Raw genomic sequence first — 19,338 nt, 5'->3', positions numbered from 1 at the left:
AATGTTTAGGTATTTGCGTCCAGTTATCCGATTCTGTCAAGAACTCTGTGAATTTTAACCAAATCAAAATCTTTAAATAAAAATAAATATAGGTAAATATTGGTAAAGGGTGTCACCTTGTGTGTCCCCTTATTTAATGTTTATGTCACCCTATTTGTAGCTGGGATAGAGTTAGTGTCACCCCAAATAGGGTATGAAACATCATTCTTTATGCTGATGAATAGAAGGTTATGTAGCGAATCGATTAACATCTATAAGTCCTTTATCCATTGCACATTTTCCCCGTGGGGAAGATTTTCAAAAATATAATATTCCCTTTTGCTTTTTTTGCAAATAAGACGTAATTACTAAATATAAAAGAATTTACGTCCAGAGGCACATTATGTTCGACCATACAGATTTACATCAGCTACACGAGCAATCGTTGAAAATGCAAAGCTGGATCAGGCAGCAGACCTTTAGCCCGGAAATGGAAAAGACTTTACGCAGGTTCTCTAGCTGGGAGGTTTCAGAGCTAATACTAAAGGTAAATCAGTCCACTTTCCGCGGGCGTTTGGCTGCCGACCCATCCTTGCCTGACGGTGAAGTGGAAGAAGATGGTCGCCAGCGTTGGTATAGCCTGGATGAAATCAATGAGCTACGTCGTAAAATGAAGGTGAACCGCAAATCCTTGATGCCACCCCGCCCTGCTGGAAAACGCGCGTTTCGTGCTGCGATAGCAAATTTTAAAGGTGGCGCTGGTAAATCCACAGTGGCCTTACACTTCGCGCACGCCGCGGCGCTTGATGGATACCGCGTACTGGTTGTGGATTTCGACCCGCAGGCAACGCTGTCACACAGTATGGGGTTGCATGATGTAGCAGAGGATCACACTGTTTGGGGGATTATGGCGCGGGATCTGATCAAAGAAACGGACCGTATGAATTCAAGTTCAGTTGCAGCTGCAAGCGGTGCCTCCCTGCCCCAACGCAAATTGCCATCGTCCATTCGGGATATGGGATTAGATGAGTTGCGTGTTGGAGATTTTATTAAACCAACGGCGTGGCCCACAATCGATATTGTTCCATCTTGTGCGAATGCTGCCTTCGTGGAATTTGCTTCTGCTCAATATCGCCACCTAAACCCTGAATGGTCATTCTTTGCGGCAGTCAGCCGATATCTGGATGCCATTCCAGATGATGCATATGATCTGATCATTTTTGATTGTCCTCCAGCGATTGGATACCAGTCTATGAATGCGGTTTTTGCTGCCGATATGCTGTATATTCCGTCTGGTACTGCGTACTGGGAATATGACAGTACAACGAGTTTTATTGGGCAGTTGTCTGAGGCATTAGAGGATTTATCCATTGGATTTGATGGAACCTTCCCCGCGGGGAATATGACCTTACCCAAAGCATTCACTGATGTTCGCTTCCTGTTAACGCGCTATGAACCTGGTAATGAATTGCACCAAGCAATGTACAGTGCGTTCCAGAAAGTATTTGGTGACCGTTTGGCTGTACACCCAATAGAGATGACCCGAGCGGTAGAGCAATCAGGGCGCTTCTTAAGTTCGGTTTACGAAATAGATTACCGCGATATGACCCGCGAAACATGGCGCCGTGCGCGCGCTACCTTTGATCGGGGGTATGAGGAATTTAAAGCCTCTATCGTTGAATCGTGGGATAAGTTGGAGGATAGATCATGAGTAAGAAACGCCGTGTATTTGATATAGACATGCCAGAAGAAGAAACCATCCCCACGGGGAAGGTCGGGGATGATGAGCCAGAACTAGAAACAAAAAGTATGTTTGGTTTAAAGCCAAAGCGTCGCGGGCCAATGGCTTCTGCGATCACTGAAAATGCGGATAGCCTGAAAGAACGTCAAGCAGCAGAGCAGCAGATCAGAGCAGAGAATGATCATCTGGCGCATGAGTATGTTCAGCGTAAAGCGGATGGCTTGGTTATCGATTTGATCGCGCTGGATGATATTCTGACAGAAAAACTGGCCCGTGACCGAGCGGATGTTGAAGATGAGGATTTGTCAGAATTGATTGGGTCCATTCAAGAGATTGGATTGTCCAATCCCATTCGTGTTCAAAAGCGCGACGATGGGCGGTTTGAACTGGTTCAAGGCTTTCGGCGTTTGAGCGCTTACAAAGCTTTGAGCGCAGATTCTGATGTGTATGCAACAATACCCGCTACAGTGATTTTTACAGAGGAAGATTTGGAAACGCTTTACCGTAAGATGGTCGATGAAAACTTGGTGCGTAAAGATATCTCGTTTGCAGAGATGGCGAGCCTTGCGATCAAATATGCGAATGATGGCGCTACGGATTGTAATGATGCGGATAAGGCGGTTGCGATTCTGTTCAAATCTGCGGGCTATCAAAAGCGTAGTTACATTCGCAGCTTTATTGGTTTGATGGAACGGGTAGGGGGCATGATTAAATTTCCTGCAGAGATATCACGCGCGCTTGGGTTGGAGTTGCGAAAGCGTATAGATGCTGATGCATCTGTTGTGACGTTGCTTGAAAACGATTTGCTTGCTGCAGGCCCTGATCGTTTAGCGGAGGAAGAACAGGCAATATTGCGGCGTGCAGCAGGGTTGGAAGTGGATAAAAAGCCTTTCCCCGTGGGGAAGACTGGTCAAAAATCACCGCGTAAGGCCAAAACAGTTTTCAATATTGCGCGCCCTGAAGGTACGGTAAAATGTACTGCGACAGCAGGAAAACTTGAGCTGCGGCTCGCAAAAGATTTTTCAACGGTTGATCGTGTTCGGCTAGAACAGGCAATCAGACAATTGTTGGCGCAAATTGATTAGAAAAAAGTGTTTTTTTTCAGTTGGTTAGTCGATTTATATTTTATGGATTAGCTTGCTATTGTCGTTTTCATCTAATCCGCTTAGGTAATTTGCATGAAAACGACCCACAAAAAAACATTTTCTAAGTTCTTGGAATATATCCCGATTTGGATCGGTTTATCCTTAGGGCGGGTAATGCCATTTAAAATGCGTGGTGCATTTTTTGCATGGTTAGGCGGCTTTCTATTGCCGCGTATTCCAGGGTCGCGCAAACGTATAATGAGTGGTTTGGATCGTGTTTACCCAGACATGCCATCGAATGAAAAGGCAAGTCTGTGTAAAGCGATAGCTGCGAGTGCTGGACGTACAATTTCTGAAATTTTGTTTAACGACAGTTACAAAAACAGATTAGATTTATTTGATGCTAAAGGGCCCGGTTTGGAGGTCTTGCGAGAGGCGAAGGCAGCAGGAAAGGGTGCGATCATTGTTTCCGCACACTTTGGACAATGGGAAGCTATTCGTCATTATTTGAAATCCCAAGGCTTAGAAACTGGCGCTGTTTATCGTGAGAATAACAATCCATGGTATGAGCTGCGTTTCCTTGCTGGTATCCGTCACGGTGGCGATCCGATTGTTGCCAAAAGTGCTGGTGGTAATTTGGCGATGGTAAAGCATTTGCGTAAAGGAGGGTTCTTTGCATTACTTGTTGATCAGAAATTTCAGCAGGGGCGTTTAATCCCGTTCTTGGGCGCCGATGCATTAACCACAACATCGGCCGCAGAATTGGCATTGCGCTATGACTTGCCATTGGTGCCTGCATTTGGAACGCGTGATGAGAATAATCTGAATATTCATGTTGAGTTTGAAAAACCCATTGAGCCATCAAATGCGCTGGCAATGACACGGGAAGTAAATGATCGGATCAGTGCGCGGATAATGGGTAACCCAGAACAGTGGTATTGGCTGCATAGGCGTTGGGAAGACACGTATTTATACGATGGGTATCATGGTGATAAATATTGATAGCCGTGGACAATGCTGCATGATTGTCTATTACAATTTAAATAACTTAAAGAATGTTAGGGGCAGGGGCCTATGACCGATAAACTTTCCAACATTGGTGCTGAGGTTTTAAAGATTGAGGCGGATGCTTTGGTTGCTTTGGCGGATAGCTTGGATGTTGAGTTTGAGCAGGCCGTAAAAATATTATCTGCGGTTCAGGGACGTGTCGTTGTATCTGGAATGGGTAAGTCTGGGCACATTGCGCGCAAGATTGCAGCGACTCTGGCCAGTACTGGTACGCCTGCACAATTTGTACACCCAGGTGAAGCCAGCCATGGTGATTTGGGAATGATCACCAAATCGGATGTTTGCATTATGCTATCAAACTCGGGGGAAACTGCCGAGCTGTCGGATGAAATTGCGCACACGAGGCGGTTTAGTATTCCGATGATTGCAATTACCAAAAACCCAACAAGCTCATTGGCAACGGCTGCGGATGTTGCGCTGATACTTCCTGATGCCCCTGAGGCGTGTAGTATTGGTATGGCTCCAACCACATCAACAACTTTGCAGTTGGCGTTAGGGGATGCTTTAGCTGTGGCTTTAATGAATTTACATGGCTTTGATCGTGATAACTACCGTGTGAATCACCCAGGTGGTAAGCTTGGTGCGCAGTTGCTGAAGGTTGAAAGTATTATGCACTCAGGTTCTGCGTTGCCGGTTGTATCTGAACAAACGGCTATGAGTGATGCGTTGTTAGAAATGACAGCTAAAGGGTTTGGTGTTGCGGCAGTTGTTAAAGATCAAACGTTGCTGGGGATTATCACTGATGGCGATTTGCGTCGTAGTATGGAAGGTTTGATGGACCTTAAGGCAGGCGCTGTTGCAACAATGGGGCCTGTAACGGCTACGCCAGACATGCTGGCATCTGAAGCCTTGGGCATTATGAACGATAAAACAATTTCTGCCTTAATGGTGGTTGATAGTTCTGGCAGTCTGAAGGGGTTGTTGCATATCCATGATATTTTGCGGGCTGGTGTAGTATGAAGACTGTTATTGTAATTCCAGCGCGTTATGCCTCTACACGCTACCCAGGAAAGCCTCTGGTGGCTTTAAACGGCCCAGATGGCCCCAAAACGCTGATCCAGCGCAGTTGGGAGGCCGCAATGGCTGTAGAGGGCGTGTGCGGCGTTTATGTGGCGACTGACGATGATCGCATCAAAGATGCAGCTGAGGCTTTTGGTGCAAAGGTAATTATGACGCCCGAAAGCTGTGCCAATGGCACAGAACGCTGTGCGGCTGCTTTGGATGGGATGGATGAAGAACCTGATTTAGTGGTAAACTTGCAAGGGGATGCGCCACTTACACCTGCTTGGTTCGTTTCTGATTTGATAACAGGGTTTGAAAATGACGGTGAAGTTCACGTCACCACGCCAGTTCTACGCTGTGATCTGCAAACCTATAAGAATTTTGTCGAAGACCGTAAGCACGGACGTGTAGGTGGTACGACAGCTGTTTTTGATGCGCACATGAATGCGATGTATTTTTCCAAAGAAGTGATCCCATATGTGGGGGATGATTTGGGCGAGGGGGATGAAATTCCTGTGTTCCACCACGTTGGTGTTTATGCTTACCGCCCATCAGCCTTACGAGAATATGCCAATTGGCCAACAGGCCCATTAGAGGCGCTTGAAGGTTTAGAGCAGTTGCGATTTATGGAGCGTGGATTGCCTGTACGCTGTGTTGAGGTTGAGGGCAAAGGACGTGTGTTTTGGGAGTTGAATAATCCCGAAGATGTCCCACGTATAGAAAAAGTTTTGAACGAAGGATGAGCGATATGAAAAAGGTAAAAGCTGGAAGCTTAGAAATCAGTAATACAAAACCATTCACGCTATTAGCTGGACCATGCCAGTTGGAATCCTTGGATCATGCACGGATGTTATGCGAAAACATTGCAGAAGCATGTTCAACAACGAATACACCATTTGTGTTTAAAGCCAGCTATGACAAAGCCAACCGTACAAGCCTAGAAGGCAAACGTGGACTGGGGATGGAAAAAGGTCTGGAAATTCTTGCTGCGGTTAAAGAAGAATTCAATGTTCCTGTTTTGACGGATGTGCATGAAAATTGGCATTGTGCAAAGGCGGCAGAAGTCGTGGATATTTTGCAAATTCCTGCATTCCTATGCCGTCAAACTGATTTATTATTAGCCGCAGGTGAAACTGGCAAATGTTTGAATGTTAAGAAAGGTCAGTTTTTGGCGCCGAATGACATGAAAAATGTTGCTGCAAAGATTGCATCGACAGGCAATGAAAATATCATGTTGTGTGATCGTGGTACCAGTTTTGGTTATAATATGTTGGTTAGCGATTTTCGATGTATTCCGATCATGAGTGAAACAGGTTATCCAGTGGTGTTTGATGCAACGCATAGTGTGCAAATGCCAGGCGGGCAGGGCACATCATCTGGTGGGAAACGCGAATTTGTACCACCATTGGCAACGGCTGCAGTAGCAATTGGTGTTGCGTCGGTGTTTATTGAAACACATGAGGACCCTGACAATGCACCAAGTGATGGCCCGAATATGGTTCCAGTGGATCAAATGAAAGCTTTGATCGAAAAATTGTCGGCACATGATCGATTGGCTAAGAACTTAGACTGATTGTTTAGATAAGCTCTTCAATTTTATCGGTAATCGTTTTCAATATTTTGCCTTTATCACTATTTTCAAAGAGCGCTTTTTTACTGGCGATGACTTGGCTGTTGCGGAACTCGTTATCAAGCAGGCGTAGCCATGCTTCGGCAATATCTTCGGCTGTATCAGCTTGTAAGGATCCTTTTTCAGCAACCAATTGTTCGTAGATTGCTTGGAAGTTGGAATATTGTGAACCATGAATGATGGCAGACCCAAATGTTGCTGGTTCAAATGGTGTGTGCCCGCCGACAGGAACTAATGATCCTGCAACAAAAGTAACAGCTGCAGATGAATACCAAATGTTCATTTCACCCACGGTATCAGCCAGATAAATATCGTCGGTGTCATAAGGCAGTTCGTCTTGGGAGCGAATAGCACTGCTAAACGGTGTGGCACCGATCAGTGTTTCTATTTCGCTGGCACGGTTTGTGTGGCGCGGAACGAGTATGAGTTTTAAGTCTGGACGGACCTGTTTGGCCATTGCAAAGGCGTCCAATATAATCTGATCTTCGCCTTTGTGAGTAGATGCAGCGCATAATGTGTTAACACGTGGAAATACTGCGCGTAGTTTGTGCAGATCAGGGTGATCGACGGGGGTGGCTTGTTGGAATTTTTTTAAGTTACCTAAAAGTTCTATTCTATCATGCTTAACGCCAACATCTTTAAATCGATTAAATGAATTTTCATCCTGAGCGAAGCAATGGTTAATGCAATTGAAAACACGCCGCGCTAACCCTGAATTACGTTTCCAGCTAATAACACTTTTTTCTGACATGCGAGCGTTTACGAAGATAATTGGAACCCCACTTGCTACACATTTAAGGTTACGGTTGGGATAGACTTCATTTTCGATTGTAATAAGACAAGATGGCTTCCAATGATTGAGGAATTTAGATACGACTGACCCAAAGTCTACGGGCGAAATATCGACATGGATGCTATTGGAGCGCAGTTTTTTAGCTTTTTCAAATGCGATCCTATTTGAAACAGTGATCAACAGATCATAATCAGGGAATTTGGTGGATAGTTTAGGCAATAATAGTTCGAGGGTATTGAATTCGCCAAGGCTGGCTGCATGAAGCCATAAAAGCTTTGGGTTAACATTGTTGTCAGTAGCAAATCCTAGGCGGGCCATGAACGTTTCAACAGTGTCTTTACCTGTAATAATGCGTTGTAGAAATACAAAAGGAACAATCAGCCAAGCCAATGTCATTATGAAACGGTATTTAAGCAAGATTTGCGTTCCTTGTTTACCTAAAGCTCTATGGCAAAAGGTTTTGCGCAATTAATTTCATTTTGGTTCACTGTATTTTGTTAGCCAAGTCGTTGTTGAGCATGCATAACACAGCTACAGTTTTGGGCAAGTGTGGCTAATCTTAGAACCCAAAATATAAAAAATGCAAATTGGCTATCATCTGCGTAGTTATTTTGATATCTGAAGTTAATGGAATTCTATTGGATACGAAAATGGTAAAAGCAGTGATTTTGGCAGGTGGTTTGGGTACGCGGATTAGCGAAGAGTCCCATATGAAACCAAAGCCAATGATTGAAATTGGAGGGCGTCCGATTTTATGGCATATTATGAAAATATACAGCCACTATGGTGTAAATGAGTTTGTTATTTGCTGTGGTTATCGAGGTTATTTGATTAAAGAGTATTTTGCTAATTATTTCCTCCATATGTCAGATGTTACGTTTGATATGGAAAATAATAAAATGGAAGTTCATAATCAACGCGCTGAATCGTGGAAAGTAACTTTGGTTGATACTGGGGAACTGACCCAAACAGGTGGCCGGATAAAGCGCATCAAGGACCATTTAGATGATACGTTCTGTCTGACTTACGGGGACGGGGTCAGTAATATTAATATAAAAGAGCTTATCGATTTCCATAAAGAGCAAAAGCTAGAAGCAACTATTTCTGCAGTGCAGCCAGCTGGACGATTTGGCTCTCTTGCGATTGAGGGAAATATTGTTAGTAATTTTCTAGAAAAGCCCAAAGGCGATGGCCAATGGGTGAATGCTGGCTTTATGGTTTGTGAGCCATCGATCTTAGATCGGATTGAAGGTGATGATACAGTTTTTGAGCAAGAGCCGCTTATTAGTCTTGCAAAGGATGGACAGATGTCGGTCCGTAAACATCATGATTTCTGGTCTGCTATGGATACATTGCGAGATCGCAATTATTTAGAAAGCCTATGGGTAGATGGTGATGCGCCATGGAAGGTTTGGTAGTGGCTAACTTTTGGAAAGATAAACGCGTTTTATTGACTGGGCACACAGGCTTTAAAGGGTGCTGGATGGCTTTATGGCTACATCAAATGGGTGCCGAGGTTTTTGGGTATTCTCTGGAGCCTGAATATGAACCATGCTTTTTTGACCAACTCGGGTTGGACCAAAGGATACATCATCAAATTGGTGATATCCGAAATGCAGAAAAGCTTGCGGACTATGTAAAGACTTGTAAGGCCGATTTTGTATTTCACCTTGCAGCACAATCTTTGGTGTTGAGAAGTTATGAACAGACGCTTGAAACGTGGAATACCAATGTTATGGGAACAGCACACCTGTTAGAGGCTATAAGGTCAGTTGATCATGCCTGTACTGTTGTTGTGGTGACAACTGATAAGGTTTACCAAAATAACGAATGGGAACATGCTTACCGTGAAACAGATAGACTAGGTGGTGTGGATCCATATAGCGCAAGTAAAGCGGGAACCGAGTTGGTTGTGCAGAGTTACATGTCTCTATTCAAGCAAGAAGGATGCCCTGTTTTAATAGCGTCTGCACGCGCGGGTAATGTGATTGGTGGTGGTGATTGGTGTGAGAATAGGTTGCTACCTGATATAGCTCGAGCTTTAATGCAAGAAGCTTCAATTGAAACGCGAAATCCTGGCGCTGTGCGTCCTTGGCAGCATGTTTTAGAACCTTTATCTGGCTATATGCTTTTGGCTGAAAAGCTATCGGGTAATACTGATTTTGCGACTGCCTTTAATTTTGGCCCAAGCGCCAATGATAACCGTACTGTTGAAGACGTTATTCAACAAGCATTGAAAACATGGCCAGGTGTTTACCATTCTAATGTTGATAAAACAGCGCCTCATGAAGCAGGGTTGTTAAAATTAACCATCGATAAGGCTAGATCACAGCTGGGTTGGCAACCAAAATGGGATTTTGATGTGGCCGTATCTAAAACAATGGAGTGGTACAAATCTGTATACGAGGGGCGATGTCCACTTTCAATTACGCAAGAACAAATAAAAGCTTATGAAGCCGCATGATATTTGAAGCTCTTGAAATAGATGGTGCGTATAAAATTACACCAAATAAACTGGGTGATAGCCGCGGTGCTTTTGCACGCGTTTTTTGCATGGAAGAATTCCAACAGTATAATTTGGAGGTTCGCTGGGTTCAGATGAACACATCCATTAACGCTACCAAAGGCACTATACGTGGTTTGCACTATCAACGTCCTCCTTATGCTGAAACAAAGCTGGTGCGGTGCGTTCGAGGTAAAGTTTTTGATGTGTTTGTGGATTTGCGTAAAGATTCGCCGAGTTACGGTGCGGTTTGTACAGTTGAACTGGACAGCGCGGCGTTGGAAATGGTTTATATTCCCAAAGGTTGTGCGCATGGGTTTCAAACGCTTACAGATGATGTCGAAATGCATTACTGCCACTCTGCTTTTTATAAGCCAGATCATGAAGCTGGAGTGAATATAAAGGACCCAAAACTTGCCATTAAATGGCCTTTGCCATTTTCTGTCTTGTCTGACAAAGATCAAAACCACCCAATATTTGAAACTACAGAACCGATTACCTTATGAAATGCCGTCACTGTAAAGCTGAACTAGAACTAGAATTCCTTGATTTGGGAAATGCCCCGCCTTCCAATGCCTATCTAAAACCTGAAGATTTACGGAAGCCAGAAACTACATATCCGTTACGTATCTTGACTTGTACGGAGTGTTGGTTGGTCCAGACTGAAGATTATACAGATGCGGATGACTTGTTTCGCGAAGATTACGCGTATTTTTCATCGACCTCAAAAGGATGGTTAAAACACGCTGCTGAATATTGTGAAATGATCACAAAACGATTGGGGCTTACAAAAGATAGCTTTGTGGTCGAATTGGCATCGAATGATGGATATCTTTTAAAGAATTTTGTGGCCGCAGGTATTCCGTGCTTGGGTGTCGAGCCGACCAAAAGCACAGCAGAAGCAGCGCGTGCGCTAGGAGTTCCCGTTCGTCAGGAGTTTTTTGGTGAAGCATTTGGTGCAGAGATGGCCGCTACAGGAGAAAAGGCTGATCTTGTATTGGGTAACAATGTTTATGCACATGTTCCAGATATCAATGATTTCACCCAAGGTGTTGCGGCGATTTTAAAACCGAATGGTGTGGTAACTTTTGAATTCCCACACGTAATGCAGCTGATTAAGCAAAACCAGTTTGATACGGTTTATCACGAACATTTTTCTTATCTGTCTTTGTGTGCCGTCCACTCAATTTTCGCAAAAGCTGGTTTGCGAATTTTTGATGTGGAAACATTGCCAACACATGGCGGAAGCTTGCGAGTTTATGGGTGCCTAGTCGATGCGAACCACGGTGCATCCGATAATGTTGAACAGGTTTTAAATGCTGAAACAGATGCAGGTTTGCAAGAAGAAGAAACTTACAAAACGTTTCAAGCTAAGGCGGATGCGGTTAAGGATGGGTTGGTTAGATTTTTGTTGGATGCAAAAGAACAAGGCAAATCTGTTGCTGGTTACGGGGCAGCGGCCAAGGGGAATACATTAATGAATTATGCAGGTATACGACCTGATTTGATGCCCTTTGTTTGCGATGCAGCTGACGCTAAGATCGGGCAATATCTACCTGCAAGCCATATCCCAATTTTTGATCCAAAAGTGTTAAGAGAACAGCGACCCGATTATTTGGTAATTTTACCTTGGAATATTGCACAAGAGGTGATGACCCAAAATGCGGATTTAGCTGAAGCGGGCACGCAATTTGTGACCGCAGTTCCAGAATTGAAGATAGTCTAGTATGGCGAGATAGGGAAAATTATGACAATTACCCCAGTTATTTTATGTGGCGGATCTGGGACGCGGCTTTGGCCTCTGTCTCGTAAAAGCTATCCGAAACAGTTTTCTAAGTTGATTGGTGAAGAAAGCTTGTTTCAGATGTCAGCGTCACGTGTGAGTGGGAATTCTTTTTCTTCACCACTTGTTCTGACAAATTCGGATTTTCGCTTTATTGTAACAGAGCAGCTTGCTGAATTAGGTATTGATCCAGGCGCTGTTCTTATTGAGCCAGAAGGGCGTAATACGGCGCCTGCAATTTTAGCTGCAGCATTATATCTCTTGAAAGACGATCCAGATGCGATGCTTTTGGTTTTGCCATCAGATCATAATGTTCCTGATGCTACACATTTTTCTGCGACTGTGGAGAAAGGGACGACTGCGGCGCTTGCAGGTGATCTTGTAACGTTTGGTATTCAACCGACACGACCTGAAACTGGGTATGGATATTTAGAGCTAGAAACGGCATCTATGGATGGCGCAGCTGTGAAGTTGCAGCGGTTTGTTGAGAAACCAAACCGTGATACAGCGCAAGCCATGCTGGATGCTGGGAATTATCTGTGGAATGCAGGGATTTTTCTGTTTAAAGCGCAGACGATTGTGGATGCATTTACAGCACACCGTCCTAAGTTGTTGGCCCCTGTCCAAGATGCGATCACAGGTGCCATAACTGATCTTGGGTTTTTGCGCCTTGAGCCTGAATCATGGGCGAAAGCTGAAGATATTTCTATTGATTATGCGGTTATGGAGCCTGCGAACAATTTATCAGCAGTGCCATTTGATGGAAGCTGGTCTGACCTTGGGGACTGGGATAGTGTGTGGCGTGAATCAGAACAGGATGATGCAGGCGTTGTAACGTCTGGAGCCGCACTAGGAATTGATTGTAAGAATACATTGTTGCGGTCTGAGGCTGAAGGTACTGAAATAGTTGGTATTGGGCTGGATAATATTGTTGCAGTTGCTATGCCTGATGCTGTGCTAGTTGCAGATAAATCGCGGGCACAAGATGTGAAGCTTGCGGTTCAAGCGCTGAAAGATAAAGAAGCTGATCAAGCGGTGCAATTTCCACGCGATCATCGCCCTTGGGGTAGTTTTGAATGTCTGTTTATGGGCAAGCGTTTCCAAGTAAAACGTATTGTTGTGAAACCTGGTGGTGTGCTGAGCTTGCAAAGCCACGTTCATAGGTCTGAGCATTGGATTGTTGTAGAAGGTACTGCCAAAGTAACTATCCGTGATGAGGTTAGGCTAGTCGGTGAAAACGAGTCTGTTTATATTCCAGTCGGAGATAAACATCGCATGGAGAATCCAGGTAAAGTTCCAATGGTGTTAATTGAGGTTCAAACAGGTAGCTATCTGGGCGAAGACGATATTGTGCGTTATGAAGATGTATATGCACGCGACTGATTGCGAGACATTACAAAAAGATTAGAGGCACTGAATGGCAACGCCAAATTTGTTTGTCACGAATTTCAATAAGAACTTCACAGGCGTATCAGCTACGGCTGCGGGAGTTATTGGCGTGCAGCAAAGCCAGTTCGATATGAAATTGGTTGGTGTCCCGTTACCAAGTTGTCCTACACCAATTTCTAAACGAGAGGCGTTTAATCTTTCTAAGGCTGGTGGGGAAGGGGATAAGCCCTTTGCTATTTGGCATGTGCGGCGTAATCCTGAAATGCGTACTGCTATATGGGCGCGGGATGTTTTACGGTTACCGATTAAAATTGTGTTTACATCTGCGGCACAGCGGTTTCATTCGATGTACCCACGCTGGCTTATTTCCAAAATGGATGCTGTTATCGCGACAACACCTGAAGCGGCTAAATATGTAGATAATGTGCGTGCAGTTGTGCCCCATGGTGTGGATACCAGTAGATTCTGTTCATCAAAGGATAAAGCGTCTGCATGGCAGGCTTTGGGATATGGCGGTAAATGTGGTGTTGCCACAATAGGGAGAGTGCGGCCTGAAAAAGGAACGGATGTTTTTGTGAAAACAATGCTCAAGGTTTTGTCAGAAAGACCTGATCTGGTAGCTTTGATTGTTGGGAAAGCATCAAAGAAGCATGAAAAATTCCAACAGGACTTAATGTTCCAAATCTCGGAGGCGGGCCTTTCTGACCGTCTTTTATTTGTTGGAGAGCTTGGACCAGATAAAATGCCAGCATTGATGCAAGCGATTAGCCTGCTTGTGGCTTTACCGCGTTATGAAGGATATGGAATGACACCGTTGGAAGGGTTAGCTTCTGGCACACCATTTGTTGCATCTAACACGGGATATTTTGAAGCATTTTCAAATGAGGGCAACCTTGGAACTGTTGTTCCGCTTGAAGATGCCGAAAGCGCTGCGCGTGCAATTGGCTCTTGGTTGTCGGATGAGGAAATGTTAAATCGAGGGTCTAAGTTGGCCCCTGCATTCATTGCGCAACAGCACAGCGTTGAAAAGGAAGCAGCTGGTATAGCCAAAGTTTACGAAGGTTTGTGGAATGGAACCAACCATGGCTAAATACAAAAGTTTCATAATTCATTTAAAGCGATCTGAGCGACGCAAGGCACAGGTTGATGATCTGATTTCTAAGTCCCCGTTCGATGCAGAAGTGGTTGATGCTGTAGATGGTCGATTGCTGTCTGATCAAGATATAAATGAGTGTTATAAAGAACAATTATTTTTACGCCCAAAATATCCGTTTGGGATGAATTCGGGTGAGATAGGGTGCTTTCTAAGCCATAGAGCAGCCTGGCAAAGAATTGTAGATCAGAACTTAACCGCTGGTTTGGTTTTCGAAGATGATGTTCAAATTGATCCTGATGTTTTTTCTAAAAATATTCAGGCAGCGCAGGCTTGGTCAAAAGAATATGGATTTATTCAATTTCAGGTGCGCGGTGTTCCTGAAAAATGTAAAGTATTGGATACATGTGGCAACGTACAGCTCTTACAGCCGTCACCAACCTTACTCAGATGTTCTGCGCAGCTGATTAGCCGTGCAGCTGCGATACATCTTTTGAAAGAGACTGAAAAGTTTGATCGGCCAGTAGATGGGGTTTTACAAATGCATTGGGTAACGGGCTTGCGGCCAGTATGTGTTGAGCCCTCTGGTGTTTCGGACCGTACACGAGAAACTGGTGGTAGTACTTTATCAATAAAAACACCAAAACTGACTAAGCTAGTACGTGAATGGCAACGTATGGTTTATCGGCGCAAGGTTGTTCGGTATTCTAAGAAGAGCTTTAAGCCAATGGTTTTTGGAGACTGAATAAGATGATTTACACACGTATTCGTGGGGGCTTGGGTAACCAGCTGTTTCAATATTGTATTGCGCGTGCGCTTGCTGATCGTTTGGGCGTAGATGTGGGCTTAGATATCCGCGAGTATAACGAAAACAGTGCTTTTGAAATGGGTTTGTATCGGTTTAATTTACGTGCGAAATACAATCCAGAGGGTTTGATTAAGCACAAGAAAGACGGAAAGCTTTCCTATGTTTGGGATATTGTACGAGGTAATCAAAAACACGTCTATCAAGAACCTCATTTAGGGTTTGATAGTGCTGCAATATCTAAACCAGATGGAACGTATTTCAAAGGGTATTGGCAGACAGAAAAATACTTTAAAGATTGTGTTGAAAAAATAGCAAAAGATCTTGAGATTGTTGATGCAGCGAGCGATCAGAATATTGCTGTATTGAAAAAGATTGATGGTTGTACCGCGGTTTCATTGCATATTCGAAGAGGAGATTATGTCTCAAATGCGGGGTATAATGCTGCACACGGCACATGTGATTTAGCATATTATACACGAGCAGTAGCGCATTTAGTTGAACGTTTTGGCAACGATATTGTTGTCTTTGCATTCTCAGATGATCCACAGTGGGTTTCTGAGAATTTAAAATTACCAGTGGATGTTCAATATATGGGGCATAATTCATCCCAGAAAAACTATGAAGATTTACGTCTTATGAGTCGTTGTAAACATCATATTATAGCAAACTCTTCTTTTTCATGGTGGGGAGCTTGGTTAAACCAAGATCCAAATAAAGTGGTTATCGCGCCACAAACTTGGTTTGCAGATCCTAAGATGAACAATCCGGATATTTTACCTTCTGATTGGATGACTATTTAGGGTCTTTTATATTGGTGTATAAAACATCACCATGTTTAGGGACCCGCCAATATGGGTGAGATGATAGCTTAAATTGTTTTGATCGGAAGTAGTCATCTACATCACAGAATTGCGCCCCACCCGTGTAGATTTCAATTCTCGATACTTCGCATTTGCAAAACTTAAATTCGGAAATGGCTTGAGTTGCCCCTTCTAAGACAGCCATTTCGTGGCCTTGCACGTCAACAACAAGCATGGAATTTTCTGCATTCTTAATGTCGATATTATGGGCTTCTAAAATAGATGTAAGGGTTTTTGACTTTAGTTTTAAAACTTCGCCTGTTTCGTGTACATGCTCAAAAGTTTCTCTTAGTCGTTCGCTTGCCCTATAAACAGAAGAGGACGCGCCATCACCATTGAATTTGTAGAACTCTAATACAGTGTCATCATGTGATGACACCAATGCACATTCCATGAGGTGGTTGGTAGTATTTTTAGGGTGTTCGTTAAGTGTGCTTTTCAATGTTTTAAATGTACCAGGATCAGCTTCGATCCATAAAACGGTTTCTGCGCCAAGTTCTTCGTAAAAAAATCTATCTTCAGCATAGTGAGCTCCAATATGAACAATCAGTTCAATTGGTTTTGTTTTGCGCATGATATAGCGATATTTTGATTGGTGTAATCGGTCACGCAATGATGTTGGCAAGCGTGTTTTAACCCAGGTTTCTAGCCCTTGTGCAATTTTCATGGTTTCCCCTCCACATGATCTGGTACACTTAATTTACGTCATTATGTTAATTACGCAAATATAGTTTCCACGCGGATAACTTAAGATTTCTTGAAAAACAATGCACTTTTGTTTAGGAGTTTATTACGATTAGGGGAAATAAAATATATGACTGGTGTATGGCGCGCATTAACTGCGGACGAGCTGACTGGTGGTGATAATTTTGATGCTGCAGCTTTTGGGGCTTTCGCACCGAATTTACTGCAACGACTATTAATATCTGTTGGGCAAAAAACTATTCTGAAAAGGGGGGTTTTTAGAGGGGGGTATGCAACATTTATTATGTCTCTATCAAACGGGCCGTTGGATATATTTTTCAGGGATTGTGCGTACCGTATTTGGGGGGAACATAATCTGATTGAATATGGGTTATTATTAAACCCCGATTATAATCACGCTGATCTAGATTTCTTAATAGAAGATGCAGCAGAAGATGCTAATTTTGTTGATATGGGGTCTAATATTGGTTTGTATTCTCAGCCTATGGCTTACGCTTCCCCCAAGGGGAAGACGATTTCGATAGATGCTAACCCACTTATGGCAATGCGCCTGAAATTTAATGCTCATGCTTCAGGGTTAAATAACTTAGACATGGTATCAACTGCTGTTAGTGACATAGATGGATGCGGCTCTCTTGTTATTCGTAAGAATGATGTTGCCATTGTTGCCGTAGATGAGAGTAAGAATGAAGGTATTCCTATTCGTACTCTTGCATCTATCCTAGATGAGAAATCTATTAAAACTATTCATGGGCTAAAGATTGATATTGAAGGGCATGAAGACAAGGCGCTTGTTCCATTCTTGATGAACGCCCCAAAAGAACAATTACCGCAGCGGATTGTTATTGAGCATCCTACAGCCGATACCGACTATCCTGGGTGCACAAAAGCATTTGAGCAGTTGAATTATCAGTTAGTTGGGCGTAGTCGGAATAACTCATTCTATAAACTGAGTTAACATATGACTGTAAATGATGATCTTCCTGCTGTTGCTGTTGTCCCATATGGGAAATGGCCTACGCGTAAATTGGCAACGATGTCTTTGGATGATCTAGAGTGGCCACTGGGGCGCCCACAAAGATTAATGAATGGATGCTTGCGTGATCTAGACAACAAAGATCATCTTATTACGTACCCCCGTAAACCTGTATTTTTTTTCCCGCGGTTTGGTGTAAAGGCAAAAATATCAGTTATGATTGTAGAACCTGATGCAGTCCATCAGGTGTATTTAAGTTTTGCAAGGTGGCTCAACTGGCGCTTTTATAAAGTTATGACCAAGAATGCGCCTTTGTTAGGTAAAATTAAGAACGGGCTATTTTTATATTTCGGATCAACATTTCTTACGGACATCGACCAGATTGATACGACCAAGAATAAGATGGCATCTTTAATTGCGTCTGCTCGACGTAACCTAGAAGGGCATAAATTACGGCATGAAATCGTTGATCACATTCGAAATATAGGCCTTGATGTTGATATTATGGGGCGTGGTTATAAGCCGTTTGATAACAAAGCAGATGGTTTAGCCCCTTATAGATACTCTATTGTCATCGAGAATGTGCGCGAAAAAGATTATTTTTCTGAAAAGTTGGTTGATGCGTGTTTGTGCGAAACGGTTCCAATTTATTGGGGGGTGCCAAATGTTGCCGACTATTTTGATCCGCGTGGTATGATTATTTGTACTTCTGCCGCAGAAATTAATGCAGCATTAGAACAAACTAGTGTTTCGGACTATGAGTCCCGCATGGAATGGATTAAGAAAAATAAGCAGTTTGCATATGAGCATGCAGATTATATTAAGCGCGCGGCAGAAACGATCCGTGGTAGCTTGGATTAGAAGTAGGAAAAGACATGAGCGTAAAGAAAGCTTTAATCACTGGTGTAACGGGACAAGACGGGGCATATTTGGCAGAATTCTTGCTTAATAAGGGCTACGAGGTTCACGGTATTAAACGACGTACATCTTTGTTTAATACAGCGCGTATTGATCATCTGTTCGAAGGTGAAGCGGGTCAATCTGGTCAATTTCAACTACATCACGGTGATATGACGGACAGTACAAGCCTGACGCATATCTTACAAAAAGTGCAACCTGATGAGGTTTATAACTTGGCTGCGCAAAGCCATGTTGCGGTGTCTTTTGAAGAACCTGAATATACAGCAAACTCTGATGCTTTAGGTGCGCTACGTATTCTTGAGGCTATTCGCATTTTGGGTTTAGGTGAGAAGACGAAATACTATCAAGCGTCTACATCAGAGCTTTATGGTCTTGTTCAAGAAATCCCACAAAAAGAGACTACGCCATTTTATCCACGTAGCCCATATGCTGTTGCAAAGCTTTATGCGTATTGGATTACTGTAAATTATCGCGAAGCTTATGGTTTGTATGCCTGTAATGGCATCTTGTTTAACCATGAAAGCCCACTACGAGGTGAAACGTTCGTGACGCGTAAAATCACACGTGCTTTGGCGCGGATCAAGCTGGGCACACAAGACGAACTGAAACTTGGTAACATGGATGCAAAACGTGACTGGGGTCACGCACGTGATTATGTAGAAATGCAATGGTTGATGTTGCAACAAGATGATCCTGAGGATTTTGTGATTGCGACGGGTGTTCAATATTCAGTACGTGACTTTGTTCTGGCCGCCGCAAAAGCTTTAGATATGAAAATCACATTCGAAGGCAAAGGCGTTGACGAAATTGGTCGTGATGCAAATGGTAATGTTGTCGTTTCTGTTGATCCAACCTATTTCCGCCCAACAGAGGTAGAAACGCTATTGGGTGATGCGACAAAAGCTAAAGATAAGTTAGGTTGGACACCGCAAACATCTTTTGATGATTTGGTTGCTGAAATGGTTGCAGTTGATTTCAAAGAAGCGCAGCGGGAAGCTTAAC

At 43.5% G+C, this 19,338-nt stretch carries 19 protein-coding genes; 17 read left to right on the top strand and 2 right to left on the bottom strand.

Annotated features, from left to right (window positions below):
- The first annotated feature begins 382 nt into the window (after nt 1-382).
- The 6 genes from F9L33_RS15395 to kdsA all read left to right on the top strand — a co-directional run bounded on the left by F9L33_RS15395 (nt 383) and on the right by kdsA (nt 6,448).
- Nucleotides 383-1,690, top strand: coding sequence for an AAA family ATPase (locus F9L33_RS15395; RefSeq protein WP_152143707.1), 1,308 nt, complete (start codon nt 383-385; stop codon nt 1,688-1,690).
- Entirely contained in the window at nt 1,687-2,805 is a 1,119-nt protein-coding gene (locus F9L33_RS15390; RefSeq protein ID WP_152143706.1) for a ParB N-terminal domain-containing protein, read from the top strand. Before F9L33_RS15395 ends, F9L33_RS15390 begins: the two co-directional genes overlap by 4 nt.
- A gap of 93 nt (nt 2,806-2,898) precedes the next feature.
- Complete coding sequence (locus tag F9L33_RS15385; RefSeq protein ID WP_152143705.1) at nt 2,899-3,807, top strand: lysophospholipid acyltransferase family protein; 909 nt, start codon at nt 2,899-2,901, stop codon at nt 3,805-3,807.
- A 72-nt stretch (nt 3,808-3,879) separates the two neighbouring features.
- The gene (locus F9L33_RS15380; RefSeq protein WP_152143704.1) at nt 3,880-4,833 is read left to right on the top strand and encodes an SIS domain-containing protein; all 954 of its coding nucleotides are present in this window, start codon (nt 3,880-3,882) and stop codon (nt 4,831-4,833) included.
- Nucleotides 4,830-5,618, top strand: a complete 789-nt coding sequence (locus tag F9L33_RS15375) for a 3-deoxy-manno-octulosonate cytidylyltransferase (protein ID WP_152143703.1) — start codon at nt 4,830-4,832, stop codon at nt 5,616-5,618. The genes F9L33_RS15380 and F9L33_RS15375 overlap by 4 nt, the downstream gene beginning before the upstream one ends.
- A 5-nt stretch (nt 5,619-5,623) precedes the next feature.
- Nucleotides 5,624-6,448 carry a 3-deoxy-8-phosphooctulonate synthase gene (gene kdsA / locus F9L33_RS15370; RefSeq protein ID WP_152143702.1) on the top strand — a complete coding sequence of 275 codons (825 nt, stop codon included), beginning with the start codon at nt 5,624-5,626 and terminating at the stop codon, nt 6,446-6,448.
- A gap of 4 nt (nt 6,449-6,452) precedes the next feature.
- Here kdsA and F9L33_RS15365 read toward each other — a convergent pair whose 3' ends face one another.
- Nucleotides 6,453-7,715: a 3-deoxy-D-manno-octulosonic acid transferase gene (locus F9L33_RS15365; protein WP_152143701.1), complete on the bottom strand. Its 1,263-nt coding sequence runs from the start codon at nt 7,713-7,715 to the stop codon at nt 6,453-6,455.
- Nucleotides 7,716-7,948: 233 nt separating this feature from the next.
- On the opposite strand from F9L33_RS15365, the gene rfbF reads away from it, so the two are divergent.
- From rfbF to F9L33_RS15325, 8 genes are read left to right on the top strand one after another with little or no spacing between them, the layout of a single operon-like run.
- Nucleotides 7,949-8,716, top strand: coding sequence for a glucose-1-phosphate cytidylyltransferase (rfbF, locus tag F9L33_RS15360; RefSeq protein WP_152143700.1), 768 nt, complete (start codon nt 7,949-7,951; stop codon nt 8,714-8,716).
- Nucleotides 8,701-9,762, top strand: a complete 1,062-nt coding sequence (gene rfbG / locus F9L33_RS15355; protein ID WP_152143699.1) for a CDP-glucose 4,6-dehydratase — start codon at nt 8,701-8,703, stop codon at nt 9,760-9,762. Before rfbF ends, rfbG begins: the two co-directional genes overlap by 16 nt.
- A complete protein-coding gene (rfbC, locus tag F9L33_RS15350; protein ID WP_152143698.1) occupies nt 9,759-10,307 on the top strand; it encodes a dTDP-4-dehydrorhamnose 3,5-epimerase in 549 nt (182 codons plus the stop codon). The genes rfbG and rfbC overlap by 4 nt, the downstream gene beginning before the upstream one ends.
- Nucleotides 10,304-11,527 carry a class I SAM-dependent methyltransferase gene (locus tag F9L33_RS15345; RefSeq protein ID WP_152143697.1) on the top strand — a complete coding sequence of 408 codons (1,224 nt, stop codon included), beginning with the start codon at nt 10,304-10,306 and terminating at the stop codon, nt 11,525-11,527. Before rfbC ends, F9L33_RS15345 begins: the two co-directional genes overlap by 4 nt.
- 21 nt (nt 11,528-11,548) lie before the next feature.
- Nucleotides 11,549-12,967, top strand: a complete 1,419-nt coding sequence (locus F9L33_RS15340; protein WP_152143696.1) for a mannose-1-phosphate guanylyltransferase/mannose-6-phosphate isomerase — start codon at nt 11,549-11,551, stop codon at nt 12,965-12,967.
- A gap of 34 nt (nt 12,968-13,001) precedes the next feature.
- The gene (locus F9L33_RS15335; protein WP_152143695.1) at nt 13,002-14,063 is read left to right on the top strand and encodes a glycosyltransferase family 4 protein; all 1,062 of its coding nucleotides are present in this window, start codon (nt 13,002-13,004) and stop codon (nt 14,061-14,063) included.
- Nucleotides 14,056-14,811, top strand: coding sequence for a glycosyltransferase family 25 protein (locus tag F9L33_RS15330; RefSeq protein WP_193222078.1), 756 nt, complete (start codon nt 14,056-14,058; stop codon nt 14,809-14,811). The genes F9L33_RS15335 and F9L33_RS15330 overlap by 8 nt, the downstream gene beginning before the upstream one ends.
- A gap of 32 nt (nt 14,812-14,843) precedes the next feature.
- Nucleotides 14,844-15,674 carry an alpha-1,2-fucosyltransferase gene (locus tag F9L33_RS15325; protein WP_226804181.1) on the top strand — a complete coding sequence of 277 codons (831 nt, stop codon included), beginning with the start codon at nt 14,844-14,846 and terminating at the stop codon, nt 15,672-15,674.
- Here F9L33_RS15325 and F9L33_RS15320 read toward each other — a convergent pair.
- Nucleotides 15,667-16,401 (bottom strand): FkbM family methyltransferase, encoded by a 735-nt coding sequence (locus F9L33_RS15320; RefSeq protein WP_152143692.1) that lies wholly within the window; start codon nt 16,399-16,401, stop codon nt 15,667-15,669. The genes F9L33_RS15325 and F9L33_RS15320 overlap by 8 nt on opposite strands.
- Before the next feature lie 90 nt (nt 16,402-16,491).
- Here F9L33_RS15320 and F9L33_RS15315 point away from each other — a divergent pair, with 90 nt between their 5' ends.
- Genes F9L33_RS15315 through gmd form a run of 3 tightly spaced genes read left to right on the top strand, consistent with a single transcriptional unit; the run spans nt 16,492 to nt 19,337 of the window.
- Nucleotides 16,492-17,397, top strand: coding sequence for an FkbM family methyltransferase (locus F9L33_RS15315; RefSeq protein ID WP_152143691.1), 906 nt, complete (start codon nt 16,492-16,494; stop codon nt 17,395-17,397).
- A 3-nt stretch (nt 17,398-17,400) separates the two neighbouring features.
- Nucleotides 17,401-18,276, top strand: coding sequence for a glycosyltransferase family 10 domain-containing protein (locus tag F9L33_RS15310; RefSeq protein ID WP_152143690.1), 876 nt, complete (start codon nt 17,401-17,403; stop codon nt 18,274-18,276).
- A gap of 14 nt (nt 18,277-18,290) precedes the next feature.
- Entirely contained in the window at nt 18,291-19,337 is a 1,047-nt protein-coding gene (gene gmd / locus F9L33_RS15305) for a GDP-mannose 4,6-dehydratase (RefSeq protein ID WP_152143689.1), read from the top strand.
- Nucleotide 19,338: the final 1 nt, after the last annotated feature.

The organism is Amylibacter sp. SFDW26 (genome assembly GCF_009184395.1).
GTDB lineage: Bacteria > Pseudomonadota > Alphaproteobacteria > Rhodobacterales > Rhodobacteraceae > Amylibacter.
This window is presented reverse-complemented; position numbering and strand designations above follow the sequence as displayed.